This window comes from Cupriavidus sp. FW216-B1 (assembly GCF_058789195.1).
In genome coordinates this window covers 269,728-295,894 of record NZ_JBYTEL010000005.1, presented here as the reverse complement: position 1 = coordinate 295,894, position 26,167 = coordinate 269,728, and the positions used below count along the sequence as shown (strand labels likewise).

Here is a 26,167-nt window from a genome sequence, read left to right as displayed (position 1 = left end):
AGATGTCGGCATTCCTGCAGATCGGCCAGCTCAACAAGATCTATCACTCGCAGCGCGAGCCGCTCTACGCGCTCAAGGACGTCAGCCTCGACATCGAGGAAGGCGAGTTCGTCAGCATCGTCGGGCCCAGCGGCTGCGGCAAGAGCACGCTGCTCAAGTGCGTGGCCGGGCTGGAGCCCATCTCCAGCGGCCACCTCGCGCTGCAGGGCGACCCCATCGTGGGGCCGCCCGCCAACATGGGCGTGGTGTTCCAGCGCGACCTGCTGCTGGACTGGCGCACCATCCTAGACAACGTGCTGATCGCCGCCGAGTTCCACGACCTCGACCGGCGCGATTTCGAGGAACGCGCGCGCGCCGTGCTCAACCTGTTCGGCCTCGGCGCGTTCGCCAGCCGCTACCCGTGGGAACTCTCCGGCGGCATGCGCCAGCGCGCCTCGATCTGCCGCGCGTTGCTGGTGGACCCGCAACTGCTGCTGATGGACGAGCCGTTCGGCGCGCTCGACCCGTTCACGCGCGACGACCTCAACGAAGAGCTGCAGCGCACCTGGCTGGCCACCGGCAAGACCGTGCTGTTCATCACGCACTCGATCTCCGAGGCCGTCTACCTGAGCGACCGGGTGGTGGTGATGTCGCGCAATCCCGGCGGCGTCGCCGCGGTGATTCCGATCGAGCTGGAGCGCCCGCGCGGGCTGGCGGTGCGGGAAACCGAAGCGTTCGCGGGCTATGTCGCGCAGATCCGCCAGATCTTCCGCGAGCTTGGCATCTACAGGGGATGAGGGGGATGAAGCAATGAAGCGGATCTGGAAACGTTCCGAGAACAGCCGGCTGGCCGTTCTCACCATCGTGGTGCTGCTGCTGGCGTGGGAAGGCGCGGTGCGCGCGTTCGGCGTGCGCGAGTTCCTGCTGCCGCCGCCGAGCAAGATCTTCGCGCAGTTCCTGTCGCAGCCGGGCTTCCTGCTGATGCAGAGCCTGGACACCTTGCTGACCACGCTGGCGGGCTTTGCCATCGCCGTGCTGCTGGGCGTGGGCGCGGCCATCGGCATCGTCTACTCGCGCTTCCTGGAGCGCACGCTGTACTCGCTGATGGTGGCGCTCAACGCCGTGCCCAAGGTCGCGCTGGCGCCGCTGTTCGTGATCTGGCTCGGCACCGGCTCCGCGCCCAAGATCGCCATCGCCATGCTGATCGCGATCTTCCCGATCCTGATCGACACCGTGCTCGGCCTCAAGTCCATCGACCCCGAGATGCTCAACATGGCGCGCGCCAACCAGGCCTCGCGCGGCAAGGTGCTGTGGAAGATCCGCTTTCCCAACGCGCTGCCGGGGATCTTTGCCGGCATGAAGGTGGGCGTGTCGTTCGCGCTGGTGGGCACCATCGTCGGCGAGTTCGTGGCTGGCGAGACCGGCCTCGGCCACGTGATCCTGGTGGCGCAGGGCAGCTTCGACACGCCGACCGTGTTCGTCGCGCTGGCGCTGCTGTGCGCGCTCGGCGTGATCCTGTTCAAGGCGCTCGAGTGGGCGGAGGAAAAGCTGCTGCCGTGGCATGCCTCGCAGCGCGGCAGGCCGGTGGAAGGCAATGCACCGGCCGCCGGCGCGGAGCGCGTGCCGCAACTGGCGCAAGCCAGGCGCTAGCGCCGGGAACGGGGCCGCCCGCGCTCACTGCGCCGCGGGCGCGCCGGCGGTGCCGGCCGCGATCAGCGCCGGCACCACGTCGTGCAGCCGCGCGAGCACGTAGCGCGACGCGCGCGACAGCGGGTGGTGCCGCGTGATGCCGATCGAGATCGTGCGTGGTATTTCCGGCTTGCGGATCTCCAGCGCGCCGAGCTGCCCCGCGCGGATCTCGTCGTCCACGCCGAGCAGCGGCAGGATGGTCATGGCGTGCCCGCCCATGACCACCTGTTTCATGGTCGCCAGCGACTCGACCTCCAGCACCACGTTCAGCGCGATGCCCTGCTGGCGCGCGTGCTGGTCGAGGATCGAGCGCAGGCCGTTGGGCGCGGGCGGCAGCACCAGCGGCAGCCCCGCCAGCTCGCGCAGCGCGATCTCGCGCCGCCGCGCCAGCGCATGCGTGCCGGCGCAGACCAGGTAGGTGGCGACCTGCCCGACGATGTCCTCGTCCTGGCGCGGGCCGTGCCCGTAGCGGTTGACCACCGCCATGTCGAGCCGCCCCGAGGCGAGCTGCTCGTCGAGCTGGCCGCTGAATCCCTCCGAGATGTGAAGCAGCACGCCGGGCGCCTTCGCCTGCGTGTCCTCGAACAGCCGCGTCACCACGCGGCGCGCCATCGACGGCAGCACGCCCACGCGCACCACGCCCGAGGGCACCCCCGCCGCGTCCTTCACCTCGTCCTGCAGCCGCGCCGACTGCGCCAGCAGCAACTGCACCTGCGGAAAGATGCGCCGGCCGAATTCCGACAGCACCACGCCCCGGCCCGTGCGCTCGAACAGCCGGTCGCCCCACTGCGCTTCCAGCTGGCCGATGCTGCGGCTGACCAGCGACTGGGCCACGCCGGTGGCCCGGGCGGCGCGCGACAGCGAGCCGAGCTCGGCCACCAGCACCAGCGTTTCGAGTTGCTTGATGTTCATGTCGTCGCGGGCGGGGACCGTCCTCACCCATGCAAATAGTGGATAACAGGTATATCCGATTCTACGCTTATGCATTTCCTCGGCGGTCTCTACACTGCCGTCATGCCTGGCCATGCAGCACACCGAGCCGGCGCCAAGACAACGATGGAGACAATTCGTGAGACCTTCCGCTTCCTTCCTGCGCTGGATCGCGCCCGCCGTTCTGGCGCTCGCCGGCCTCGCCAGCCCCGGCCTTGCCGCGGCCTATCCCGACAAGCCGCTGCGGCTCGTGGTGCCCTTCCCGGCGGGCGGGCCGACCGACGCGATGGCCCGCCTGATCGGCCAGCACCTGTCGCGGCAGTTGGGCCAGCCGGTGGTGATCGACAACCGCGGCGGCGCCGGCGGCACCATTGCCACCGAAGCCGTCGCCGCGGCCGCGCCGGACGGCTATACGCTGTTCTTCTCGACCACCGGGACGATGGCGATCAACCCCTCGCTGTACAGGACGCTCAAGATCGACCCGGTCAAGGCCTTCGACGCGGTCGGCTCGGTGGCCTCCACGGTCAACGTGCTGGTGGTGCCGCCCGCGTCCGCCGTGGCCAGCGTCAAGGACCTGATCGCGCTGGCGCGCCGGAAACCGGGCACGCTCACGTTCGGCTCGGCCGGCAACGGCAGCTCCAACCACCTGTCCGGCGAGCTGTTCAAGTCGATGGCCGCCATCGACATCGTGCACGTGCCCTACAAGGGATCCGCCGCCGCCTTCACTGATCTGCTGGGCGGGCGCATCTCGATGATGTTCGACACCGTCTCCAGCCAGGCGCAGTACATCGGCGCCGGCAAGGTCCGCGCGCTGGCCGTGACCGGCCCGGCACGCTCGGAGGCGCTGCCCAAGGTGCCCACGGTGGCCGAGTCGGGCCTGCCCGGCTTCGACGTGACGATCTGGTTCGGGCTGTCCGCGCCGAAGGGCACGCCGGGCGCCGTGGTCGCGCGCCTGAACGGCGAGCTGCAGAAGGTGCTGGGCATGCCGGACGTCAAGGCGCAACTGGCCACGCTCGGCGCCAGGCCGATGCCCGGCACCCCGCAGGACTTCGCGCAGATGATCCAGCACGACGCGGGCAAGTGGTCGGCCGTGGTCAAGGCCTCCGGCGCCAGCCTCGACTGAAGGCGCATGGCCATGCATTCCCCTGCCGATCCCCCGCACAGCACGCACGCAAGCACACCGATGAGCCCGCATTTCGACGCCCTGTTCAGCCCCCGCTCCGTCGCCGTCATCGGCGCCTCCGACAACCCCAACAAGGTCGGCGGCAGGCCGATCCACTACCTGAACCGCTTCGGTTTCGCCGGCAAGGTCTACCCGGTCAATCCCGGCCGCGCCGAGATCCAGGGCCACCGCGCCTATGCCAGCGTCGCCGAGATCGGCGCGGTGCCGGACGCGGTGGTGATCGCGGTGGCGGGCGACGCCACGCTGGCGCAGGTGCGCCAGTGCAGCGCGCTCGGCGTCAAGGCCGCCGTGGTGATGGCCTCGGGCTTCGGCGAGACCGGCGCGGCCGGCCGCGAGCGGCAGGCCGCGCTGGTGGCCGCGGCCAACGCCGGCGGCATGCGCCTGGTCGGGCCCAATGCGCAGGGCACCGCCAACTTCGCCAGCGGCGCGGTGCTCAACTTCAGCACCATGTTCATGGAAGTGGCGCCCGCCGACGGCCCCATCGCCATCATCAGCCAGAGCGGCGCGGCCAGCGTGATGCCGTATGCGCTGCTGCGCCAGGCCGGGTTCGGCGTGCGCTACCTGGTGGCCACCGGCAACGACGCCGACCTCGATGCCTGCGCGATGGCCGAGGCGGTGGCGGCCGATCCGGCCATCCGCGTGATCCTGGTCTACCTGGAGACGCTGTCCGACCCCGAGCGTCTCGCCGCCGCGGCGGCCGTGGCGCGCGCGCGCGGCGCGCACGTGGTGGCGCTCAAGAGCGGCAGCAGCCGGCGCGGCGCGGTGGCCGCGGCGTCGCACACGGGCGCGCTGGTCGGCAACGACGCCGCCATCGATGCGTTCCTCGCGCGCCACGGCATCTGGCGCGCGCGCGACATGAACGAGTTCATCCGCGCCACGCCGCTGTACCTGCAAGGCCACGATCCCGCCACCGGCCGCACGGTGGTGATGAGCCACAGCGGCGCGGTGGGCGTGATGGCCGCCGACCTGGCCGAGCGCGCAGCGCTGCCGCTGGCGGAGCTGGCCCCGGCCACCCGGGCCGGGCTGGCCGCGATCCTGCCGGAGTTCGGCAGCGTCAACAACCCGCTCGACATGACCGCCGCGCTGCTCGGCAAGGGCGACATGTTCCCGCGCGTGCTGGACGTGCTGGGCGGCGACCCGCAGGCCGACATGGTCATGATCGGCATCCCGGTGGCCGGGCCGGGCTACGACGTGCCGGCGCTGGCGCGCGACGCCGCCGCTTTTCTCGCGGAGCACGCCAAGCCGCTCGTCGTCAGCGCGCCGCAGCAGGACGTGCGCGCGGCCTTCGCCGCGCACGGCATTCCCGCCTTCACCACCGAGGCCGACGCCATCGGCGCGCTCGCCCAGTACGCCGCGCACCGCCAACTCGGCGGCGCCGGCGAGCGCCTGCTGCCCGCCGCGCGGACGTGGGACGGCAGCGGCCTGCTCGACGAGCACGCCAGCCTCGCCCTGCTGGCCGGCCACGGCGTGCCGGTGGTCGCGCACCGGCAATGCGCCAGCGCCGGCGAGGCGGTGGCGGCGTTCGCGGCGCTGGGCGGCGGCACGGTGGCGGTCAAGGGCTGCGCGGCCGGCGTGCCGCACAAGAGCGAGCACGGCCTGGTGCGGCTGCGCCTGGCCGATGCCGCGGGCGTGCGCGCGGCGGCCGGGGCCTGCCTTGGCAAGCTGGCCGAACTCGGCGAGGCCGCGCCGCGCGTGGTGGTGGCGCGGATGGTCAAGGGCACGCACGAATTCGCGCTCGGCGTGACCGTGGACGCCGCGCTCGGCCCGCTGGTCATGATCGGCGAGGGCGGCACGCTGCTGGAGCTGCGCCAGGACATCGTCACGCTGCTGGCGCCGTTCAGCGCGGACGAGGCGCGCGCGGCCTGCCGGCGCCTGCGTGTCGCGCCGCTGTTCGACGGCTATCGCGACGTGCCGGCCCTCGATCTAGACGCGCTCGCCGCGGCGGCCGTGGCGCTCGGCGATTTCGCGCTGGCCTATCGCACCTCGCTCAAGGCGGTGGACATCAACCCGCTGATGGTGATGCCGGCCGGGCAGGGCGTGGTGGCGGTCGACGCGGTGGTGGAAATGCGCTGAGGCGCGGCGGCAATCCACGCAGACAAACAACGGAGCAAAGACATGCCTGTACAGGAAAACGAAGTCGCGGTCGCGCTGGACGGCGGCGTCGCCGTGGTCACGCTGAACCGCCCCGGCCGCATGAACGCGGTCAACGATGCGCTGCGCGCGCAACTGATCGCCAGCCTCGACGAGCTCAACCGCGCGCCGGCGGTGCGCGCCGTGGTGCTGGCCGGCGCCGGCGCCCGCGCGTTCTGCTCGGGACAGGACCTCGACGAGGCGGCGGCGGTCACGTGGCAGCAGATCGTGCCGTGGCTCAACCGGCAGCGCGCCATGTACCAGGCCGTGCGCGACCTCGACAAGCCGTGCGTGGCCGCCGTGCACGGCGTGGCCGCCGGCGCCGGCTTCCAGGTGGCGCTGTGCGCCGACTGGCGCATCGCCACGCCGGACAGCCGCTGGGGCCAGCCCGAAGTCAAGGCCGGCCTGGCCAGCATCGTGGGGTCTTACCTGATGACGCTGCACGTGGGCCACACCCACAACGCGCAGATGTCGCTGTCGGGCGACCTCGTGAGCGGGCAGCGCGCTTATGAGATCGGGCTGGTGACGGAACTCGCCGCGGCGGACGCGCTGATGGATGCCGCGCTGGCGCGTGCGCGCGTTTTGGCCGCGCTGCCGCCGACGGCGGTGCGGCTGTCCAAGCAGCGCCTGCGCGCGCTGAGCCAGCCCGGCTTCGACGAGGCCTGCGTGGCGGGGATCCGCGCGCAGCTCGAATGCTATGCCGACGGCGAGCCCCAGCGCGTGATGGCGGCCTTCCTGGAAAAACGCAAGAGCAAGGAGCAAGGACAGTGACAGATGCAACGACCACGGTAACGCTCGCGGCCACGGCCGGGATGCGGATCGACCACCACTACATCGGCGGCGCGCGCGTGCCCGCCACGCCGGCCGGCGAGGTCCATGTCGGCGACGCCGCCACCGGCGCGCCGCTGGCCACCGTGACGCTCGGCGGCGCGGCCGACGCGGACGCCGCCGTGCGCGCCGCGCGGCTGGCGCTGCCGGCGTGGCGCGCGCTCGGTGCGCGCGGCCGGGCGCCGTTCCTGCTGGCCATCGCCGATGCGCTGGAGGCCGTGTCCGGCGAACTGGCGCGCGAGATCTCGCGCGAAGTCGGCATGCCGCTCAAGCTGGCCCGGCGCATCCAGGTCGATGCGCCGGTGGCCGCGTGGCGCGCCACCGCGGCGCTGGCGGACAGCTTCGGCTTCGAGCGCACCGTCGGCAATTCGCGCATCGTGCTCGAGCCGGCCGGCGTGGTGGCGGCCATCACGCCGTGGAACTATCCGCTGCACCAGATCACGGCCAAGCTCGCGCCGGCCCTGCTGGCCGGCTGCACGGTGGTGCTCAAGCCTTCGGAGCTGGCCCCGGCCACCACCGCGCGCCTGATCGCGGCCGCCGAGCGCGCGGGCCTGCCGGACGGCGTGCTCAACGTGGTGCTCGGCGCCGCCGCCGTGGGCGAGGCGCTGGTGGCGCATGCCGGCGTCGCCATGCTGTCCTTTACCGGCTCCACCGCGGTCGGCCGCCGGATCGCCGCCATCGCCGCCGGCGACATGAAGCGGCTGTCGATGGAGCTCGGCGGCAAGTCGGCCGCCGTGGTGCTGCCCGGCGCGGATCTCGCGCGCGCGGTCAAGGCCACGCTGGCCTCGTGCATGCTCAACAGCGGCCAGACCTGCAGCGCCACCACGCGCCTGCTGGTGCCGCGCGCCGACTACGCCCAATGCCGCGCGCTGCTGCGCGAGGGCGCGGCGGCGCTGACGCTGGGCGACCCCGAAGACCCCGCCACGCGCGTGGGGCCGCTGCTCTCGGCCGCGCAGAAGGCGCGCGTGCTGGACTTCATCCGCGAGGCCGAGCAGGCCGGCTGCGACCTGGTGGCCGGCGGCAGCGCGGCCGCGGTGCCGGGCAGCGGGCATTTCGTCGCGCCCACGGTGTTCGGCGAGGTGCCGCCCGACAGCCGCCTGGCCAACGAGGAAGTGTTCGGGCCGGTGCTGGCGGTGCTCTGCCACGACTCGCAGGACGACGCCATCGCGCTGGCCAACGCCACGCCCTACGGCCTCGCCGCCACGGTGTGGGCCGCCACGCCGGAGCAGGGCGAGGCGGTCGCGCGCGAGCTGCGCGCCGGGCAGGTCGACGTCAACGGCGGCCGCTTCAACGCGCTGGCGCCGTTCGGCGGCTTCGGCATGTCGGGCGTCGGCCGCGAAGGCGGCGCCTTCGGGCTGGAGGAATTTCTCGAGCCCAGATCCATCCAGCTACCCACTTGAACCGGGACCGACCCATGTACAACGAAATCCAGCTTTCCCGCGCCGGCACCGACGGCCGCATCGCCGTCGTCACCCTCAACCGGCCCGACAAGCTCAACGCGCTGACCAGGGTCATGGAAGCCGAGCTGCGCGAGGTCATGGAGCAAGCCGACCGCGACGCCGCCGTGCGCGTGGTGGTGCTCACCGGCGCCGGCCGCGGCTTCTGCGCCGGCATGGACATCGACGAGCTCGAGATCCTGCCGCCGGGCGACATCCGCGCCGCGCAGTGGATGCGCCCGTTCGACATGAACCGGCGCCCCGACTACCAGACCCGCTACGGCTACTTCCCCGCCATGCGCAAGCCCGTCATCGCCGCCGTCAACGGCGCGGCGGCCGGGCTCGGGCTGGTGTTCGCGCTGTACAGCGACATCCGCTTCGCCAGCGACAAGGCCGCCTTCAGCACCGCGTTCGCCAAGCGTGGCCTGATCGCCGAGCACGGCATCGCCTGGATGCTGCCGCGCGTGGTCGGACCCGGCCACGCGGCCGACCTGCTCTATTCGGCGCGCAAGGTCTCGGCCCAGGAAGCGCTGCGGATGGGGCTGGTGAACCGGCTCTACGAGGCCGACAGCCTGCTGCCCGAGACGCTGCGCTACGCCGAGGATCTCGCGCAGAACGTCTCGCCGCGCTCGCTCGGCGTGATGAAGCGGCAACTGGGCGAGGTGCCGTTCCAAAGCCTGGCCGAAGCCACGCGCGACGCCAACGAGGCGATGTTCGCCAGCATCCAGAGCGCCGACTTCAAGGAGGGCGTGGCGCACTTCATCGAGCGCCGCCCGGCGCGCTTCACCGGCGAGTGAGCGAGAGCGCGGCGGCCCGTCACGCCTGCCCCTCGCGCCCGAGCAGCTCCCGCTTGCGCTCCACGCCCCAGCGGTAGCCCGAGAGCTGGCCGTCGCTGCGCACCACGCGATGGCAGGGAATGGCCACGGCGATGTGGTTGGCGCCGCAGGCCTGCGCCACCGCGCGCACCGCCTTCGGCGCGCCGATGCGCGCGGCGATCTCGGCGTAGCTGGCGGTGGTGCCGGGCGGGATCTCGCGCAGCGCCTGCCACACGCGCTCCTGGAATGCGGTGCCGCGCACGTCGAGCGGCAGGTCCAGGCCCAGCGACGGCGCTTCGATCAGGCCGACCACGCGTGCGACCAGCTGCTCGAAGCCGGCGTCGCCGCCGATCAGGTTGGCGCGCGGGAACTGGTCCTGCAGCTCGCGTGCGAGCGCGTCGGGGTCGTCGCCGAGCAGGATCGCGCAGACGCCGCGCTCGCTCTGGGCGACCAGGATGGCGCCGAGCGAGCATTCGCCCACGGCGAAGCGGATGTCGGTGTCGGCGCCGCCGGCGCGGTAGCGGCTGGCGGTCATGCCGAGCATCTGGCTGGCGGCTTCGTAGAAGCGGCTGTTGGAGTTGAAGCCGGCTTCGTAGATGGCTTCGGTGACGGAGCCGGCGCGGCCCAGGCCGTCGCGCAGGCGGCGCGCGCGGTGCGCGCCGGCGTAGGCCCTGGGCGTGAGGCCGGTAACGGCCTTGAACACGCGGTGGAAATGGAAGGGGCTCAGGCCGGCCTCGCGCGCGAGCGTGTCGAGCGCGGGCGGCTCGGCGGCGTGCTCGATGCGGCGGCAGGCTTCGGCGACCAGCGCGGCGTGCTGCGCCGCGGTGGCGGACTGGTCGGCGGCGGCGCGTTTGCTGGGGCGGTAGCCGGCGGCCTCGGCGGCCTGCGGCGTGTCGAAGAACTCCACGTTCTCCGGGCGCGGCAGGCGCGAGGGGCTGCTCGGGCGGCAATAGACGCCGGTGGTCTTGACGGCATAGACAAAATCGCCGTCCGCCGCCGGGTCGCGCGCCAGCACGCGGGCCCAGCGGGGGTCGTGTTCGGTCGGGGAGGTGGCCGCAGTACGGGCCGAGGTACGGGCCGGGGCGTGGGTCGGTTTGGTCATGTGCTCACTGTATGCCGCCGCCGCGCGCCGCGCACTCCGGCGCTTGCGGTCGAATTCCCGGAGGCCGTCAGGCGGCGTCGTGGAAGATGATGCCCAGCACGTGCCGCCGGCCCGTGCGCAGCCGGCTTACGCCGTGGCGCAGCTTGACGCGGTAGCTGCCGCGCGTGCCCTGCAGCGGGCGCTGGTTCACCGCGAACACCACCGCGTCGCCCTTGCGCAGCGGCACCACCTCGGCGCGCGACTGCATGCGCGGACGCTGCTCGGTCAGCACGAACTCGCCGCCGGTGAAATCCTCGCCCGGCTCGGACAGCAGGACCGCCACCTGGAGCGGGAACACGTGCTCGCCGTACAGGTCCTGGTGCAGGCAATTGTAGTCGCCGGGGCCGTATTGCAGCAGCAGCGGGGTCGGGCGCGCCTGGCCGGCCTCGTGGCAGCGGCGCAGGAAGTCCGCGTGCCGCGCGGGATAGCGCGCGTCGATGCCCATCGCGGCATGCCAGCGGTTGGCCACCGGCGCGAGGTGCGGATAGAGCGCATCGCGCAGGTCCCGGACCGGGCCGGGCAGCGGGTAGCCGAAGTACTTGTACTCGCCGCGGCCGAAGCCGTGTCGGCTCATGACCACGCGCGAGCGGAAGAGGTCGTCGCGCGGATAGAGCGCGGCCAGCGCGTCGCAGGCCGGCGGCGCGAGCAGGCCCGCGATGACGGCGCAGCCGTGCTGGTCGAGTTCCTGCCCGATGGCCTCCCAGGGCAGCCTGTCGACCGCCGCCGCGCCTGCCTGCATGACTGTCACGATGGACTCCCGGCGGTGAACGATGATGGGCAAGGCTACGCCGGCGGCGGCGGCGCGTCACTCCGCATCTTGCCGCCGAATTCGGCCGAATTCCGCGCGCGGCTAGTCCGCCCGCAGCCCGATGCGCGCGGCCAGCTTCTGCCAGCGCGCCATGTCCGCGTCGACCACGCCCTGGAACTCGGCCGGCGTGCTGTAGGTGGCGGCAAAGCCCAGTTGCGCGAGGTTGGCGCGGATCTCCGGCCGGGCGACCGCGCGCGCGATCTCCACGTTGAGCTTGCGCACCACCTCGGGCGGCGTGCGTGCCGGCGCCAGGATGCCGAACCACTGGTCGACGTCGTAGCCGGGCAGGCCCAGCTCGGCCACGGTCGGCACGTCCGGCAGGAAGGGCGAGCGCTGGCGCGAGGTCACGGCCAGCGCGCGCAGCCTGCCGCTCTTGAGGTAGGGCAGGGTGTTGGTGAGCGTGTTGATGCTGACGTCGGCCTGGCCGCCCAGCACGTCGGTGAGCGCGGGCGCGCAGCCCTTGTAGGGAATGTGCAGCAGGTCGATGCGCGCCGAGATCTTGAGCAGCTCGCCGGCCAGGTGCTGCGGCGTGCCGTTGCCGCACGAGGCATAGCTGGGCGGACGCGGCGCGCGGCCCGCGGCCAGCAGGTCGGCGAAGCCGTGGATGGGCGAATGCGCCGGCACCGCGATCACCGACGGCACCGAGGCAAAGGCGACGACCGCGCCGAAGTCCTTGCGCGGCGAGAACGGCAGCTTGCCGAACACGGCCGGGTTGATGGCGAAGCTGCTGTTGACCATCAGCAGCGTATAGCCGTCCGCCCGGCTGTGCGCCACCAGCTCGGCGCCGATGTTGCCGCTGGCGCCGGGCCGGTTGTCCACCACCACGGCCTGGCCCAGGCTGCGGCTGAGCTCGGTGCCGACGATGCGCGCCAGCGTGTCGGTGCCGCCGCCCGGCGGGAACGTCACCACCAGCCGGATCGGCCGCTGCGGGAAGGCGCCGGCGCGGGCGGCGGCCGGGCTGGCGCCGGCGCGCGCGGGCGCCGCCGCCAGCGTTGCGCCCAGCAGCGAGATGGCCGCCAGGCGGGGTACCACGGATAGGAATCTCATGTGATGCGGTCTTCGGATGACCGACATGATAGTGCAGCGAGCCGGCGGCGGCAGGCGGCGTCAGCGCCCGGCCGGGTCCGCGGCCTCGATGCCGGCGCCGCGCACGTCCCACCAGGCTGGCAGCAGCGCCCGCACCTCGGGGCGCGCGAAGCGGTCGTCGATCAGGTGGACCACGCCGCGGTCGGCCTCGGTGCGGATCACGCGGCCGGCGGCCTGCACCACCTTCTGCAGGCCGGGGTAGAGGTAGCCGTACTCGTAGCCGCTGCCGAACTCGGCTTCCATGCGCTGCCGCGTGAGTTCGTTGACCTCGTTGAACTGCGGCAGGCCGAGCGTGGCGATGAAGGCGCCGACCAGGCGGTCGCCGGGCAGGTCGACGCCCTCGGCGAAGGCGCCGCCGAGCACGGCGAAGCCGATGGCGCGGCCGCCCGGCTCGAACGCGGCGAGGAAGCCGGCCTGCTCGGCCTCGCGCATGGCGCGCGCCTGCCGTCGCACCGGAATCTCGGGCCAGCCGAGCTCGAACGCGTCCGCCACCTGGCGCAGGTAGTCGTGGCTGCTGAAGAACGCCAGGTAGTTGCCCGGGCGCTCGCGGTACTGCGCGGCCAGCAGCTCGGCGATCGGGCGCACCGAGCGCGCGCGGTCCCGGTAGCGCGTGGAGATGCCGCCGGCGATGCGCACGGCGAGCTGGCCGGCGTGGAACGGCGACGGCACGTCGAGCCAGGCGGCGTCCGGCGGCAGGCCGAGCGTGTCGCGCACGAAGCGCGCGGGATGGAGCGTGGCCGAGAACAGGATGGCGCTGCGCGCCGCGCCGAAGCGCGGCGCGAGGAACGGCGCGGGAATCAGGTTGCGCACGGCGAGGCGGCCCTTGCCGGGGCGCGCCGGCGCGGCCGCGCCGTCGCGGCGGATGTCGAACACCGAATGCGGACCGAACGATTCGGCCAGGCGGCAGAAGTGCAGCGCGTCGAAGTAGAAGCGCTGCAGCGCGGGGCTCACGCTGGCGGGCGCCTCGGCGAGCTGGTCGAGGATGGCCGCGGCGGCGCGCTCGAGCGCGGCGAGGAACGCGGGCGGAATGTCCGCATGGGCCGCATGGGCCGCGTGGGGCGCATGGGCCGCGCCCGCGGCTTCCCGTGGGCGGGACAGCGCGCCCCATTGCGTGCCGAGGCGGCGCAGCGCGCCGGCCAGCGGCTTCGGCGCGGCGCGGCGCAGCTCGGGCAGCACGGCCGGGTCCAGCTCCGCCGAGTACATCTTGCGCGCGCGCTCGAGCAGGTTGTGGGCTTCGTCCACCAGCACCGCCACGCGCCAGTCGCCGGCGGCGGCCATGCCGTGCAGCATGGCGCCGCGGTCGAAGTAGTAGTTGTAGTCGCCCACCACGAGGTCGGCCCAGCGCGCCATTTCCTGGCCGAGGTAGTAGGGGCACACGCCGTGGGCCAGCGCCGCCTGCCGCAGCGCGGCGCGGTCGAGCACGGGCTGCGCGGCGGCTTCCAGGCGCGCGGCGGGCAGGCGGTCGTAGAAGCCGCGCGCGAGCGGGCAGGCTTCGCCGTGGCAGGCCTGGCCGGGATGCTCGCAGGACTTCTCGCGCGCGGCCAGCTCCAGCACGCGCAGCGGCAGGCCGGGGTTGGCCGCGCGCAGGCCCCGCGCGGCATCGAGCGCCATCTGGCGGCCGGTGGTCTTGGCGGTCAGGTAGAACACCTTGTCGAGCCCGCCCGCCGGCGCGGCCTTGAGCGTGGAGAACAGCGCGGCGCCGGTCTTGCCGATGCCGGTGGGCGCCTGCGCCAGCAGGCAGCGCCCGCCGCGCGCGGCGCGGTAGGCCGCCTCGGCCAGTTCGCGCTGGCCGCGCCGGAACGCCGCGTGCGGAAAGGCCATCGCCGCCAGCGCGGCGTCGCGCGCGGCGCGGTGGGCGGTCTCCTGCTCGGCCCACGCGACGAAGCGCGCGCACTTGTCCTCGAAGAACGCCCGCAGCCAGCCGGCGTCGCGCGCCTCGATGCAGGCCGACTCGCGCTGGCTCGCCATGTCGAAGTACACCACCGCGATGCGCATGGCGGGCAGGCCGAGCTTGCGGCACATCAGCCACGCATAGATCCTGGCCTGGGCCAGGTGCAGTTGCCGGTGGTTCTCCGGCAGCGCGGCCCAGTCGCCGCGCACGGTCTTGATTTCCTCGAGCAGGTTGGCGCCGGCGTCGTAGCCGTCGGCGCGGCCGCGCACCAGCAGGTGCCGGTATTCGCCCTGCAGCGCGATCTCGGCCTGGTAGCCGGCGCCGCGGCGGCCCTGCACCAGCGCGTGCGCGGCCTGCCCCTCGGCGGCGCTCGGCGAGGGCGTGAAGCGGATGTCGAGGTCGCCCTGCTTGGCGGTGAACTCGCACAGCGCGCGCACGGCGACGGTGCAGGTCATCGGGGCGGCGTGCGCTGCGGCGCGCACTGGTCGGCGGAGAACACGGCTGGCGGGGAAGGGCGGATCTGGACTGTATGAATATACAGTATCCGGGCCGCCGCGCGGCAGCCGCGCCGCGCCGCCGCGCGATGGCGGCGCCGGCGCGGGCAGACCGTGCCGCGATTTTTTTGCGTATGCTGCGTATCACGGCGGGCCGCTGCTTCGGGCCGCCGCTTTCCCGAGTCCATGTTCCCCCGAGCTCATGCCGCCCGAGCCCATGCCGCCGCCATGAAAGCGCCTCGCCGCCCGCCCGACTCCGCCGCGCCGCCGCCCGCCGGCGAGGCGTCCGCGCCGTCGCCCGCCGCCCAGCATGGCCAGCCCGACCAGCCCGACCAGCCCGACCAGCCCGACCAGCCCGGAGAGACCGATTACCGCGCGCTGGTCGACGCCATCCAGGACTACGCCATCTACACGCTCGACCGCGGCGGCCATGTCTCGAGCTGGAGCCCCGGCGCGCAGCGCATGAAGGGGTATGCGGCGGCGGAAGTCATCGGCCGGCATTTCTCGTCGTTCTACACGCCGGAGGCCATCGCCCGGGGCTGGCCGGAACACGAGCTGCGGCGCGCGGTCAGCGAAGGCCGTTTCGAGGACGAAGGCTGGCGCGTGCGCAAGGACGGCTCGCAGTTCTGGGCCAACGTGACCATCACGCCCATCTATGGCGAAGACCGCTCGGTGCGCGGCTTCGCCAAGGTCGTGCGCGACATGAGCGAGCGCAAGCGGCTGGAGGAGATCGAGGCCTCGAGCCGCCGCATGAACGAGTTCCTGGCCACGCTGTCGCACGAGCTGCGCAACCCGCTGGCGCCGGTGCGCAACGCCGTCAACCTGCTGCGGCTGGACACCAGCCTGGGCCCCGGCGCGGCGCGCTGCCGCGACATGATCGACCGCCAGATCAGCCACCTCACGCGGCTGGTGGACGACCTGCTCGATGTGGGGCGCATCACCTCGGGCAAGGTCGGGCTGCGCATGCGCAACGTGGAGCTGGGCGACCTGGTGGCGCGCGCCATCGAGTCCGCGCGGCCGGCGCTGGACCTGCGCGGCCAGCAGGTGGACGTGAGCCTGCCGGCGCAGCCGGTGGTGTTCCGCGGCGACCTCACGCGCCTGGTCCAGGTGCTGCAGAACCTGCTGCACAACGCTTCCAAGTTCTCTCCGGCCGGCAGCCGGATCGCGCTCGGCGCCGCGGTCAGCGGCCGGCTGCTGGAGCTGCGCGTGTCGGACCCCGGCTGCGGCATCCCGGCCGCCGCGCTGGACGACATCTTCCGCCTGTTCGTGCAGCGCATGCCCGCCGGGCAGACGCGCAACGGCGGGCTCGGCATCGGCCTGTCGCTGTGCCGCTCGCTGGTGGAGCTGCACGGCGGCACCATCGGCGCGGCCAGCGCGGGCGAGGGCCGCGGCAGCACCTTCACCGTGCGGCTGCCCTGCACGCCGCCGCAAGCGCCGCCGGCGCAGCCCGGGGCGGCGGCGCGCCCGCGCCCGCTGCGCGTGCTGGTGGTGGACGACAACCGCGATTCCGCCGACAGCCTCGGCATGCTGCTGGAGATGCTGGGGCACGAGGTGTGGGTGGCCTACGAGGGCGAGACCGCGCAGGCGCTGGCGGCGCGCTTCCTGCCGCATCTGGCCCTGATCGACATCGCCATGCCGGTGATGGACGGGTACGAACTGCTCAAGCTGCTGCGCGCGCAAGCGGGCTTGTCCGGCACCACGTTCGTGGCGATGACCGGCTTCGGGCAGCCGGCCGACCAGGCGGGCACGCACGGCGCGGGTTTCCACGCGCACATGGTCAAGCCGCTGGAGCTGGCGCAGCTGGAGACGCTGCTGGCCGGCGTCGGGCGGCAGGCCGCGCGCGGCGGATAGCATCCGCCCGCGGCGCGGCCCCGCGCGGCGCGCATCCGGCGCGCATCGTAGAATTGCATCATTGCCACGCTGGCGGCGCGTCCGCGCCGCCGCGCCTTTGCCGGCGCCGGGCCGCCCGCCGCGGCCGGCGCAAGGACGAACGAGATGACCGACAAATTCCTCAATATCTATTCCCACGGCTTCGCCCGCGTGGCGGTGGGCGTGCCCGTCTGCCGCGTCGCCGACCCGGCCTTCAACGCGGCCGGCACGATCGCGCTGGCGCGCCAGGCGGCCAGCCAGGGCGCGGCGCTGGTGGCGTTCCCGGAGCTGGGGCTGTCCGCCTACACCTGCGACGACCTGTTCCACCAGCGCGCGCTGCTCGATGCCTGCGAGGCGGCGCTGGGCGAGATCGTCGAGGCGTCGCGCACGCTCGCCACCACGCTGGTGATCGGGCTGCCGCTGCGGGTGGAGCACCTGCTGTTCAACTGCGCGGCGGTGGTGGCCGGCGGGCGCATCCTGGGCGTGGTGCCCAAGACCTACCTGCCGAACTACTGGGAGTTCTACGAGGCGCGGCAATTCAGTTCGGCCGACAACGCCTCGGTCGACGAGATCCGGCTGCTGGGCCAGAAGGTGCCGTTCGGCGCGGGCCTGCTGTTCGAGGCCGGCGACATCGCCACGTTCCGCTTCCACGTGGAGATCTGCGAGGACCTGTGGGTGCCGGTGCCGCCGTCGTCGTTCGCGGCGCTGGCCGGCGCCACCGTGCTGGTGAACCTGTCGGCGTCCAACATCGTGGTGGGCAAGGCCGGCTACCGCCACCAGCTGGTCGGCCAGCAATCGGCGCGCTGCCTGGCGGCCTATGTGTACAGCTCGGCCGGCAAGGGCGAGTCGTCCACCGACCTGGCCTGGGACGGGCAGGCGCTGATCTACGAGAACGGCGAGCTGCTCGCCGAGTCCGAGCGCTTCGCCGACGACGCGCACCTGACCTTCGCCGACGTCGACCTGGGGCGCCTGTCGCGCGAGCGCATGCACCAGACCACGTTCGGCCACTCGGTGCGGCGCCATGCCGCCGAGGTGGCGAAGTTCCGCGTGATCGGCTATGAAGCCGGCGTGGGCATGCGGGACGCGCTGCCGCTGCGGCGCAAGCTCGAGCGCTTTCCCTACGTGCCGTCCGACGCGCGCCGCCGCGACGAGCGCTGCCACGAGGTCTACAACATCCAGGTGCAGGCGCTGGCGCAGCGCCTGTCGGCCAGCGGCATCCGCAAGGTGGTGATCGGCGTGTCCGGCGGGCTGGACTCCACGCACGCGCTGCTGGTGTGCGCCAAGGCGATGGACCGGCTCGGCCTGCCGCGCACCAACATCATCGGCATCACCATGCCGGGCTTCGCCACCAGCGACCGCACGCTGGTGCAGGCCAGGAAGCTGATGGACGTGGTGGGCTGCGCGGCGAGGGAGATCGACATCCGCCCGAGCTGCCTCGAGATGCTCAAGGACCTGGGCCATCCGTACGCGGCGGGCGAGCCGGTCTACGACGTGACCTTCGAGAACGTGCAGGCCGGCGAGCGCACCAACCACCTGTTCCGCTTCGCCAACCACAACCAGGCCATCGTGATCGGCACCGGCGACCTGAGCGAACTCGCGCTGGGCTGGTGCACCTACGGCGTGGGCGACCACATGTCGCACTACAACGTCAACGCCAGCGTGCCCAAGACGCTGATCTCGCATCTGGTGCGCTGGGTGGCGGAGACCGGCCAGATCGGCGCGGCCGGCTCCGACGTGCTGATCGACGTGCTCGAGACCGAGATCAGCCCGGAACTGGTGCCGGGCGACTCGGCCAGCGCGCCGCAGCAGAAGACCGAGCATTTCATCGGGCCCTACGAGCTGCAGGATTTCAACCTGTACTACACGCTGCGCTTCGGCTTCACGCCGAGCAAGATCGCTTTCCTGGCGCTGAGCGCGTGGGGCGACCGCGAGCAGGGCAACTGGCCGGAGGGCCAGCACGTGGCGCGCAACCAGTACGAGGTGGCCGACATCAAGCGCAACCTGCGCATCTTCCTCGACCGCTTCTTCCGCACCAGCCAGTTCAAGCGCTCGTGCGTGCCGAACGGGCCCAAGGTGGGCTCGGGCGGCTCGCTGTCGCCGCGCGGCGACTGGCGCGCGCCGAGCGATTCGGAATCGGTGGTGTGGCTGGCGGACCTGGAGAAGGTGCCGGATTCGCTCTGAGGCCGGCGGCGGATTTGCCGGTGGCCGGCGCTATCCCCGCGTGGCCCGCGCGGCCCGCGTGGCCGGCCGCCGGGCGATGCGGGTGCCGAACCGGTTGTCGAGCACGGCCTGCTCGTGGCGCCGCCGGCCGCTGTCCGGGTAAGCGATTCGCGGACAGCATGACTTCCTATTCTTCCTGCCCTGCGGCGGCCCCGCCGGTGGCCGCCATCGCGCGCGGCACCGCCTCGCGCATGGTTTCCACGAAGCGCCGCAGCTTGGCCGGATAGAAGCGCGCATACGGATAGATCAGTTGCAGCGGCAGCGGCGACGCCTGCCATTGCGGCACCAGGTGCACCAGGCGGCCCTGCGCGATGTCGTCGGCCACCATCCACGCCGAGGCCACGGCCACGCCGAGCCCCAGGATGGCCGCGCTGCGCAGTGCGTAGAGGCTGTCGGTGCTCACGCGCGGGCGGAACGCCAGTTGCCGGGTCTCGCCGCTGGCCGCGTGCGTGAGCGTGACCTCGGTGCGGTAGAAGGTGCGGATCGACAGCCAGGGCAGCGCGGCCAGCGCATCGGGTTGCATGTCGGGTTGGATATCGGGCTGCGCCAGCAGCGACGGCGCCGCCACCACGATGCGCGGCACCTGCGCCAGGCGGATCGCCACCACGGCCGGGTCGCTGATCTCGCCCACGTGGATGGCGCAGTCGATGCCGTCGGCGATGAAATCGGGGGTGCGGTCGTGCAGCAGCCATTCCACGTTCACGCGCGGGTGGCGCCCCAGGTACGCCGCCAGCGGGCCCACCAGCCGCTGCTGGCCGAACGCGTGCGGCACCACCACGCGCAGCGTGCCTTCGGGCTCGTCGCGGGCGCCGCGCAGGTCGGCCTCGAACGCCTCCCAGCTGCCGACCAGCTCCTTGGCGCGGCCGTAGCAGCGCTCGCCGTCCTCGGTCAGCTTCATCGCGTGCGTGGAGCGCTGCAGCAGGCGCAGGCCCAGCGAGCGCTCCAGCATCTGCAGGCGGCGGCTCACGGTGGGCTGGGTGGTGCCCATCTGCGCGGCGGCGGCGGACAGGCTGCCGGCCTCGACGATGCGCACGAAGGTCTGCATCAGCTCGACGCGGTCGGTGGACGCGGAGGCAGGCTGGGCGGGGGAGCGGGGCGCTTTCATACGCGAAGCGTATATCAGTTGTGCGAAGCGCGGTACTACCGCGCGCGCCGGCGTGCACCCACACTCGGGGCTCTGTCAAAAGCCAAGGGTAGACACCATGACATCCGTCCAAGCCGTGCCAGCCGGCACCGATCCGCATCCGGCCGCCCGGCACCATGAAAGCGAGGCGCCGCGCCTGCCGGCGAGCCTGATCCTGCTGCTGGCCGCGGGCGCCGGCCTGTCGGTGGCGGCGCTTTATTACAGCCAACCGATGCTGGGCGTGCTGGGCGCCGACATCGGCGCCTCCGACGCCACCGTCGGGCTGGTGCCGACCTTCACGCAGCTGGGCTACGCGCTGGGCATCCTGCTGCTGGCGCCGCTGGGCGACCGCTACGACCGCCGCCGCATCATCCTGGTCAAGGCCGCGGCGCTGAGCGTCGCGCTGCTGGTGGGCGGCTCGGCCTCGGGCATCGGCCTGCTGCTGGCCGCCAGCCTGGCCACGGGCCTGGCCGCGACGATGGCGCAGGACATCGTGCCGGCCGCCGCCACGCTGGCGCCCGAGGCGCACCGCGGCAAGGTGGTCGGCACCGTGATGACCGGGCTGCTGCTGGGCATCCTGCTGTCGCGCGTGGCCAGCGGCTTCGTGGCGGAGCACTTCGGCTGGCGCGCCATGTACGTGATCGCGGCGGCCAGCATCGCGCTGATCGGCGCGGCGGCCTGGCGCGGGCTGCCGCGCTTCCGGCCCACCACGCACCTGCCGTACCGCGCGCTGCTGGGCTCGCTCGGCAAGCTGTGGGTGAAGCACGGCGCGCTGCGCCGCGCGGCGCTGGCGCAGGGGCTGCTGTCGGTGGGCTTCAGCGCGTTCTGGTCGACGCTGGCGGTCATGCTGCACGGCGCGCCGTTCCATCTGGGCAGCGCCGCCGCCGGCGCGTTCGGCCTGGCCGGCGCGGCCGGGGCGCTGGCCGCGCCGCTGGCCGGGCGCCTGGCCGACCGGCGCGGGCCGGAACTGGTCACGCGGCTGGGCACCGCGCTGACGGCGCTGTCGTTCGCGGGCATGCTGCTCGCGCCGCTGCTGGCGCCGCATGCGCGCCTGTGGCTGATCGCCGCCAGCGCGCTGGGCTTCGACCTGGGCGTGCAGGTGACGCTGGTGGCGCACCAGACCATCGTCTACGGCATCGAGCCGGGCGCGCGCAGCCGCCTCAACGCGGTGCTGTTCGGCGGCATGTTCATCGGCATGGCCACTGGCGCCGCGCTGGGCAGCGTGCTGCTGGCGCACTGGGGCTGGGTGGCGGTCACGGCGCTGTCCACCGCCACCGCGGGCGCGGCGCTGGCCGTGCGGCTGTGGCCGGGCGCGGCCAGCGCGAGGTAAGCGCGAGGTAAGTGCGGGATTGGCGTGCAGTAGGCGCAGGATGGGCGCAGAATGGCGCCCGAAGCCGAGGGGGAAGGCGGATTCAGGCCAGCGCGAAGGTGTCCTGCTCGAACGCGCACTGGTTGCAGATCCGGCCGTCGGCCTCGTGGATCAGCAGCGCCACCCCGTCGCGGCGCGCGTCGCGCGTGCCGGCGCGGATGGCGGCTGCCTGCGTGGCATGGTGCGAGTTGGCGTAGCGGGCACCGTCCTGGATCACATCCCATCCGTCGCCGTAGGGCCTGACGTGAAGATATTGCGCTGGCATGGCGTTTCCTGTGGCCGTCTGAGGCTCCATTGTGCGCGGACGGCACGGATTTGCCATCGGTGGCTGTCTGACACGCCCGCGCGGCCTAGGCGTCGGCCAGCCGATCGGCGAAGTCGCGCGTGACGAGCTGGACGTCGAGGTCGCGCAGCGCCTGTTCGTCGGTGTCGTCGGCGATCTGCGCCACGCTGACCAGGCGGAACGCCACCGCCGTCATCGAGTATTTCTGCTTGTAGACGTCGCTGTAGCGCTTGAGCAGGCGCAGCGCGTCGCCGAGTTCGAGCCGGGTCGCGTAGGCCGCCAGGCGCGTGCGCGAACTGACGAAGGTGTCGATGTGCGGCTCGGTCCTGGTGGCCAGCCATTCTTCAACGGTCAAGAGCAGCATGGAAATCTCCTGCGGATGCGTGGGTCAGGCGTCCGGCGGGAGCGGCTTTGCCTCCTCGTGCCCGGGGCTTGCGGTGCCGCCGCGCCGGCGCGATGGCCGGCGCGGAATGCGGCGGACCCCGATGATAGCCTCAGCCGGCGCGGCGGCGCACGATTTCCTCTTCCACGTCGCGCAGCCGGTCCTTGCCGAAATAGATCTCGCCGTCCACGAAGAACGTGGGCGAGCCGAACGCGCCGCGCTCGAATGCGTCCTGCGTATTGGCGAGCAGTTGCGCCTTGACCTCGGCGTCGGCGATGCGCGCGAGCATCTGCGCGCCATCGAGCCCCGCGGCGTCCAGCGCGGCCCGGATGACCTCGGGATCGTCCATCTTCCTTTCGCGCTCCCACATGTCGGCGAAGACCGTGTCCACGTATGTCTCGAAGGTGCCGTCGCGCTGCGCCGCCACCGCGCCGCGCATGATCTGCAGCGTGTTGACCGGGAAGTGCGGGTTGCGCCGGTAGCCGGCGATGCGGTGGCGCTGGATGAAGCGCCGCATTTCGAGCATGTCGTATTCGGGTTTGTTCTTGATGCCGCCGAACGCCTCGGCCGGCGAGCGGTTGCCGGTCAGGCGGAACAGCCCGCCCAGCAGCACCGGCACGTATTCGAAGCGCGCGCCGGTGCGTTCTTCGATGGCGGGGATGACCTTGTGGCTGAGATAGGCGTTGGGGCTGCCGAAATCGAAAAGGAACTGTACTTTCACGTCGGGCATTTGTCGGTCTCTGTCTTCGGTTTTCGTTCTGGCCGCGGGAGGCGGGTTGGCGCGGGAAACGGCGGGCCGGGCGCTGGGGGGGCTTGCGGCCCGCGGCGCGATCACCAGCTCTCGATCCAGGGGCGCAGGTCGAGCTCGTGGGTCCAGGCGTCGCGCGGCTGCTGGTGCAGCATCCAGTAGGCGTCGGCGATGTGCTCGGGGTTGAGGATGCCGTCCTGCTCCTTGAGCTTGTAGCGCTCGGGGAAGTTCTCGCGGATGAATTCGGTGTCGATGGCGCCGTCGATGATCGGGTGCGCCACGTGCAGCCCCTTGGGCGCCAGCTCGCGCGCCATCGACTGGGCCAGCGCGCGCAGGCCGTGCTTGGCGCCGGCGAACGCGGAGAAGCCGGCGCGGCCGCGCAGGCTGGCGGTGGCGCCGGTGAAGAAGATCGAGCCGCGCTGGCGCGGCAGCATGACCCTGGCCGCTTCCCGGCCCATCAGGAAGCCGGCGAAGCAGGCCATCTCCCAGACCTTGAAATAGACGCGCGCGGTGGTGTCCACCACGTCGAAGCGCACGTTGGCGCCGATGTTGAACACGGCGACCTCGACCGGCGCGATGTTGGCCTCGATCTCGCGGAACAGCGCGGCCATCTCCTCTTCCTTGCGCGCGTCGGAGCCGAAGGCGTGCGCGCTGCCGCCCTCGGCCTCGATCTGCGCCACCAGCGGCGCCAGCTTGTCGGCGTTCCTGCGCGTGACGCAGGCGATGTAGCCCTCGCGGGCGAAGCGGCGGGCGATCGCGCCGCCGGTGGCGTCGCCGGCGCCGATCACGAGCACGGCCTTTTTCTGGGTCATCTGTCTTCCTCCGGTTCGTCCTGGGCGGACGATTTTTGCGGAATCAAAAACTGCACAGCGGTCCAAAGTATGGGTAGGGGATCGCACCAAGTCAAGCGGGCGCCGCTGCGGGTGCCGGTTGCCGGCGATGCGCGCGGCGCGGGCCGGGTGACGGAGCCGGCATGCAGGACTGCATTGCAGTCCACCGGTCGTTCGTGTTACCTTGCCCGCGCGAGATTGCCGAGGCAGGCACCGCATCATCGAACCGGACAGAGGCAATGGCAAGACACCAGGAAGGCGCGCCGGCGCGGCAGGACATGGAGGACATGGCGGACATGGAAGACGCCGCGGACGCGCAGGCGCCCGCCGAGGCCGGCGCGGACCGCCATTTCGTGACCGCGCTCGCGCGCGGGCTGGAAGTGCTGCGCTGCTTTCCCGGCGGCGACAGCTTCCTCGCCAACCACGAGATCGCCGAGCGCTGCGGCCTGCCCAAGTCGACCGTCACGCGCCTGACCTACACGCTCACGCGGCTGGGCTACCTGCATCTGGTGCCGGAGAGCGGCAAGTACCGGCTCGGCACCGCCACCGCGGCGCTCGGCAGCACCATGCTGGCCGACCTCGACGTGCGGCAGGTGGCGCGGCCGCTGATGCAGCGGCTGGCCACCGAGACCGATGCCGTGGTCGCGCTCGCCACCCGCGACCGGCTCTCCATGCTGTACCTGGAATGCGCGCGCGGCGGCTCGATCGTCACGCTTAGCCTCGGCGTGGGCTCGCGCATCCCGCTGGCCACCACGGCCGCCGGGCGCGCGCACCTCGCGGGCCTGCCGCCGGCCGGGCGCGCCGAGCTGATGGAGCGCGTGCGCGCGCTCGACGAGGCCGCGTGGCCGGCGCTCGAGCGCGGCATCGATCTCGCCGTGGAGGAGTGCCAGGCCACCGGATGCGCGTCGTCGCTGGGCGACTGGATGCAGGAGGTGCACGCGGTCGCCATGCCGTTCAGCCCGGGCCACGGCCTGCCGATGATGGCGCTCAGCGTGGCCGGCGCGGCGCAGTATTTCCCGGCCGCGCGGCTGCTCGGCGAGGTCCGCGCGAAGCTGGTCGAGACCGTGCGCGAGATCGGCCGCGGGCTGGGCCAGCGCGTTTCCGCCTAGCCGCGCGTTTCCGCCTGGCCGGCGGCGCGCGTTCAGGCGGACGGCTGGTCCGCGCCGGGGGCCGCGCGCAGGCGGTACTCGGCCACCAGCCCGGCGGGCCGGTAGATCAGCGCCACGATCAGCCCCAGCCCGATCAGCATCAGCCGCAGCGAGGCGAGCTGGCTGGCGCTGAGCCACGCCACGTAGTCGTTGACGAAGCGCGTGCCTTCGAGCAGCGCCACCACGGTGAACGCCGACAGCAGCACGCCGCGGTTGCTGCCGCGCCCGCCGATGATCACGCCCATGAAGGCATAGGCGGTGAGGATCGGGCCGAACTGGGTCGGGTCGATGTACTGGTAGTAGAACGCATGCATGCCGCCGGCCAGCCCGATGGCGCCGCCGCCCAGCGCGAACAGCCGCAGGCGCAGCCACAGCACCGGCTTGCCCAGCGTGGCGGCCACTAGCGGGTCGTCGCGCAACGCGCGCGCGGTGCGGCCCAGCGGCGCGCGCGCCACCACCTCGAACAGCGCGAAGACCGCCGCCAGCAGCGCCAGCGCGACGGCCAGCAGCGCGCCGTCGCCGGCCACCGGGCGCGGAATGTTGGCGATGCCGAGGCTGCCGCGCGTGAGCCATTCCTCGTGGATCGCGACCAGCTTCAGGCATTCGGCGAACCCCAGCGTGACGATGGCGAGGTAGTCCTCGGACAGCCGCGCGGAGATCAGGCTGGTCAGCGCGCTGGCGAGCATGGCCAGCGCGGCGGCGGCGGCCAGCGCCAGCCACGGGTTCCAGCCCAGGTGCGCGAGCTGCGCGCAGGCGTAGGCGGCCAGCATGTAGAAGCCGAACAGGCCGAAGTTGACCAGTCCGGTCAGGCCCCATTGCAGGTTCAGTCCGAGCGCGGCGATGCCGGTGATGGAGACCAGCATCAGCAGGGAGATCAGGTAGCTGCTCATGGTCCGCTTCCTTATTTCTGCACCGGCGCGCGGCCGAACACGCCCCACGGCCGTACCAGCAGCAGCGCGGCGAGCACGGCGAAGGCCACCAGCGTGCGGTAGTGCGACGGCAGCGCCAGCGTGGAGGCCTCGGCGGCCACGCCCATCACCAGCGCGCCGAACACCGCCGCCATCGGGTTGGCGATGCCGCCGAGGATGGCGGCGGCGAACACCGGCAGCACGTAGTTCCAGCCCATCTGCGGATCGAGCGTGGCGTCCAGCCCGACCAGCAGGCCGGCGGCGCTGGCCAGCGCGCCCGACAGGAACCACGTCAGCGCCACCACGCGCGCGCGCGAGATGCCGCGCACCGCCGCCAGCGCGGGATTGTCCGCCACCGCGCGCATGGCGCGGCCCAGCGGCGTGCAGCGGAACACGAGCCACACCAGCGCCAGGCTGGCCGCGCCGACCAGCACGATCAGCCATTGCTCGTAGTTCACGCGCAGGCCGCCCAGCGGCTCCAGCGCGGCCACGCGGAACGGGCGCGCCGGCTCGGTGTCGTAGCCCAGCGGCGTGCCGCCGGCGACGAAGCGCACCGCGTTCTCCAGCACGAAGGCCACGCCCATGCTGGCCACCAGCAGCGTCACGCCGGAGCGCTCGCGCAGGCGGCGGTAGACCAGCCAGTCCACCGCCACCGCCACCACGCCGCCCAGCGCCACGCCGGCCGCGGCAGCCCACGGCAGCGGCCAGCCCAGCACCGCGTTGAACAGGTAGATCAGGTAGGCGCCCAGCGTCAGCATGGCGCCGATGGCGAAATTGGCGAAGCGCAGCACGCTGAAGCTCAGCGCCAGCGCCAGCGCCGGCAGCGCCACCAGCAGGCCGGAGACCAGGCCGTTGAAGATGAGTTGAAGCATCGGTG

23 protein-coding genes are annotated in these 26,167 nt (G+C 72.6%); 11 read left to right on the top strand and 12 right to left on the bottom strand.

Translation table 11 applies throughout. The annotated features are described in order from the left end of the window. The first annotated feature begins 2 nt into the window (after window positions 1-2). Both AC3WXD_RS14430 and AC3WXD_RS14425 read left to right on the top strand, forming a co-directional pair. Complete coding sequence (locus AC3WXD_RS14430; protein WP_059414926.1) at window positions 3-776, top strand: ABC transporter ATP-binding protein; 774 nt, start codon at window positions 3-5, stop codon at window positions 774-776. 13 nt (window positions 777-789) lie between these two features. Further along, complete coding sequence (locus AC3WXD_RS14425; protein ID WP_020203041.1) at window positions 790-1,629, top strand: ABC transporter permease; 840 nt, start codon at window positions 790-792, stop codon at window positions 1,627-1,629. Between the two features lie 24 nt (window positions 1,630-1,653). On the opposite strand, the gene AC3WXD_RS14420 is transcribed toward AC3WXD_RS14425, so the two are convergent. Continuing rightward, entirely contained in the window at window positions 1,654-2,580 is a 927-nt protein-coding gene (locus AC3WXD_RS14420) for a LysR family transcriptional regulator (protein ID WP_020203042.1), read from the bottom strand. Between the two features lie 157 nt (window positions 2,581-2,737). On the opposite strand from AC3WXD_RS14420, the gene AC3WXD_RS14415 reads away from it, so the two are divergent. The 5 genes from AC3WXD_RS14415 to AC3WXD_RS14395 are packed head-to-tail and all read left to right on the top strand — an operon-like array spanning window position 2,738 to window position 8,972. Continuing rightward, window positions 2,738-3,721, top strand: a complete 984-nt coding sequence (locus tag AC3WXD_RS14415; protein WP_492324009.1) for a Bug family tripartite tricarboxylate transporter substrate binding protein — start codon at window positions 2,738-2,740, stop codon at window positions 3,719-3,721. A 60-nt stretch (window positions 3,722-3,781) separates the two neighbouring features. Continuing rightward, window positions 3,782-5,854 (top strand): acetate--CoA ligase family protein, encoded by a 2,073-nt coding sequence (locus AC3WXD_RS14410; RefSeq protein WP_492324008.1) that lies wholly within the window; start codon window positions 3,782-3,784, stop codon window positions 5,852-5,854. Window positions 5,855-5,896: 42 nt separating this feature from the next. Beyond that, a complete protein-coding gene (locus AC3WXD_RS14405; protein ID WP_020203045.1) occupies window positions 5,897-6,682 on the top strand; it encodes an enoyl-CoA hydratase/isomerase family protein in 786 nt (261 codons plus the stop codon). Window positions 6,683-6,723: 41 nt separating this feature from the next. Continuing rightward, the gene (locus AC3WXD_RS14400; RefSeq protein ID WP_492324020.1) at window positions 6,724-8,139 is read left to right on the top strand and encodes an aldehyde dehydrogenase family protein; all 1,416 of its coding nucleotides are present in this window, start codon (window positions 6,724-6,726) and stop codon (window positions 8,137-8,139) included. Between the two features lie 14 nt (window positions 8,140-8,153). Next, a complete protein-coding gene (locus tag AC3WXD_RS14395; RefSeq protein ID WP_059414942.1) occupies window positions 8,154-8,972 on the top strand; it encodes an enoyl-CoA hydratase in 819 nt (272 codons plus the stop codon). Between the two features lie 19 nt (window positions 8,973-8,991). On the opposite strand, the gene ada is transcribed toward AC3WXD_RS14395, so the two are convergent. The 4 genes from ada to AC3WXD_RS14375 form a co-directional block, all read right to left on the bottom strand. Beyond that, window positions 8,992-10,092, bottom strand: a complete 1,101-nt coding sequence (ada, locus tag AC3WXD_RS14390; protein ID WP_492324007.1) for a bifunctional DNA-binding transcriptional regulator/O6-methylguanine-DNA methyltransferase Ada — start codon at window positions 10,090-10,092, stop codon at window positions 8,992-8,994. 67 nt (window positions 10,093-10,159) lie between these two features. Further along, a complete protein-coding gene (locus AC3WXD_RS14385) occupies window positions 10,160-10,870 on the bottom strand; it encodes a 2OG-Fe(II) oxygenase (protein ID WP_492324019.1) in 711 nt (236 codons plus the stop codon). A 111-nt stretch (window positions 10,871-10,981) separates the two neighbouring features. Next, window positions 10,982-11,986, bottom strand: coding sequence for a tripartite tricarboxylate transporter substrate binding protein (locus AC3WXD_RS14380; RefSeq protein WP_059414951.1), 1,005 nt, complete (start codon window positions 11,984-11,986; stop codon window positions 10,982-10,984). 60 nt (window positions 11,987-12,046) lie between these two features. Next, window positions 12,047-14,371: an ATP-dependent DNA helicase gene (locus tag AC3WXD_RS14375; protein ID WP_492324006.1), complete on the bottom strand. Its 2,325-nt coding sequence runs from the start codon at window positions 14,369-14,371 to the stop codon at window positions 12,047-12,049. A gap of 267 nt (window positions 14,372-14,638) precedes the next feature. Between AC3WXD_RS14375 and AC3WXD_RS14370 the strand changes: the two genes are divergently transcribed. Together AC3WXD_RS14370 and AC3WXD_RS14365 are read left to right on the top strand one after the other, a co-directional pair. After that, the gene (locus AC3WXD_RS14370) at window positions 14,639-16,261 is read left to right on the top strand and encodes a hybrid sensor histidine kinase/response regulator (RefSeq protein ID WP_492324005.1); all 1,623 of its coding nucleotides are present in this window, start codon (window positions 14,639-14,641) and stop codon (window positions 16,259-16,261) included. 144 nt (window positions 16,262-16,405) lie between these two features. Further along, window positions 16,406-18,460 carry an NAD(+) synthase gene (locus tag AC3WXD_RS14365; protein ID WP_454732697.1) on the top strand — a complete coding sequence of 685 codons (2,055 nt, stop codon included), beginning with the start codon at window positions 16,406-16,408 and terminating at the stop codon, window positions 18,458-18,460. A 166-nt stretch (window positions 18,461-18,626) separates the two neighbouring features. On the opposite strand, the gene AC3WXD_RS14360 is transcribed toward AC3WXD_RS14365, so the two are convergent. Further along, window positions 18,627-19,604 carry a LysR family transcriptional regulator gene (locus AC3WXD_RS14360; RefSeq protein ID WP_492324004.1) on the bottom strand — a complete coding sequence of 326 codons (978 nt, stop codon included), beginning with the start codon at window positions 19,602-19,604 and terminating at the stop codon, window positions 18,627-18,629. Window positions 19,605-19,701: 97 nt separating this feature from the next. Between AC3WXD_RS14360 and AC3WXD_RS14355 the strand changes: the two genes are divergently transcribed. After that, on the top strand, window positions 19,702-20,952 hold the full coding sequence (locus tag AC3WXD_RS14355; RefSeq protein ID WP_020203055.1) for an MFS transporter: 1,251 nt from the start codon (window positions 19,702-19,704) through the stop codon (window positions 20,950-20,952). Window positions 20,953-21,034: 82 nt separating this feature from the next. Here AC3WXD_RS14355 and AC3WXD_RS14350 read toward each other — a convergent pair whose 3' ends face one another. The 4 genes from AC3WXD_RS14350 to AC3WXD_RS14335 all read right to left on the bottom strand — a co-directional run bounded on the left by AC3WXD_RS14350 (window position 21,035) and on the right by AC3WXD_RS14335 (window position 23,216). After that, complete coding sequence (locus tag AC3WXD_RS14350; protein WP_020423779.1) at window positions 21,035-21,256, bottom strand: DUF2188 domain-containing protein; 222 nt, start codon at window positions 21,254-21,256, stop codon at window positions 21,035-21,037. An 85-nt stretch (window positions 21,257-21,341) separates the two neighbouring features. Next, window positions 21,342-21,638 carry a hypothetical protein gene (locus AC3WXD_RS14345; RefSeq protein ID WP_020203057.1) on the bottom strand — a complete coding sequence of 99 codons (297 nt, stop codon included), beginning with the start codon at window positions 21,636-21,638 and terminating at the stop codon, window positions 21,342-21,344. A 130-nt stretch (window positions 21,639-21,768) separates the two neighbouring features. Then, window positions 21,769-22,386, bottom strand: a complete 618-nt coding sequence (locus AC3WXD_RS14340) for a 2-hydroxychromene-2-carboxylate isomerase (RefSeq protein ID WP_492324003.1) — start codon at window positions 22,384-22,386, stop codon at window positions 21,769-21,771. Between the two features lie 101 nt (window positions 22,387-22,487). Further along, window positions 22,488-23,216 carry an SDR family oxidoreductase gene (locus tag AC3WXD_RS14335; RefSeq protein ID WP_454732701.1) on the bottom strand — a complete coding sequence of 243 codons (729 nt, stop codon included), beginning with the start codon at window positions 23,214-23,216 and terminating at the stop codon, window positions 22,488-22,490. A gap of 296 nt (window positions 23,217-23,512) precedes the next feature. Here AC3WXD_RS14335 and AC3WXD_RS14330 point away from each other — a divergent pair, with 296 nt between their 5' ends. Next, window positions 23,513-24,343: an IclR family transcriptional regulator gene (locus AC3WXD_RS14330; RefSeq protein WP_020203060.1), complete on the top strand. Its 831-nt coding sequence runs from the start codon at window positions 23,513-23,515 to the stop codon at window positions 24,341-24,343. A 32-nt stretch (window positions 24,344-24,375) separates the two neighbouring features. Here the strand turns inward: AC3WXD_RS14330 and AC3WXD_RS14325 are convergent, their stop codons facing one another. Both AC3WXD_RS14325 and AC3WXD_RS14320 read right to left on the bottom strand, forming a co-directional pair. Beyond that, window positions 24,376-25,272 carry a branched-chain amino acid ABC transporter permease gene (locus AC3WXD_RS14325; RefSeq protein WP_492324002.1) on the bottom strand — a complete coding sequence of 299 codons (897 nt, stop codon included), beginning with the start codon at window positions 25,270-25,272 and terminating at the stop codon, window positions 24,376-24,378. Between the two features lie 11 nt (window positions 25,273-25,283). After that, on the bottom strand, window positions 25,284-26,162 hold the full coding sequence (locus AC3WXD_RS14320; RefSeq protein ID WP_020203062.1) for a branched-chain amino acid ABC transporter permease: 879 nt from the start codon (window positions 26,160-26,162) through the stop codon (window positions 25,284-25,286). Window positions 26,163-26,167 lie beyond the last annotated feature (5 nt).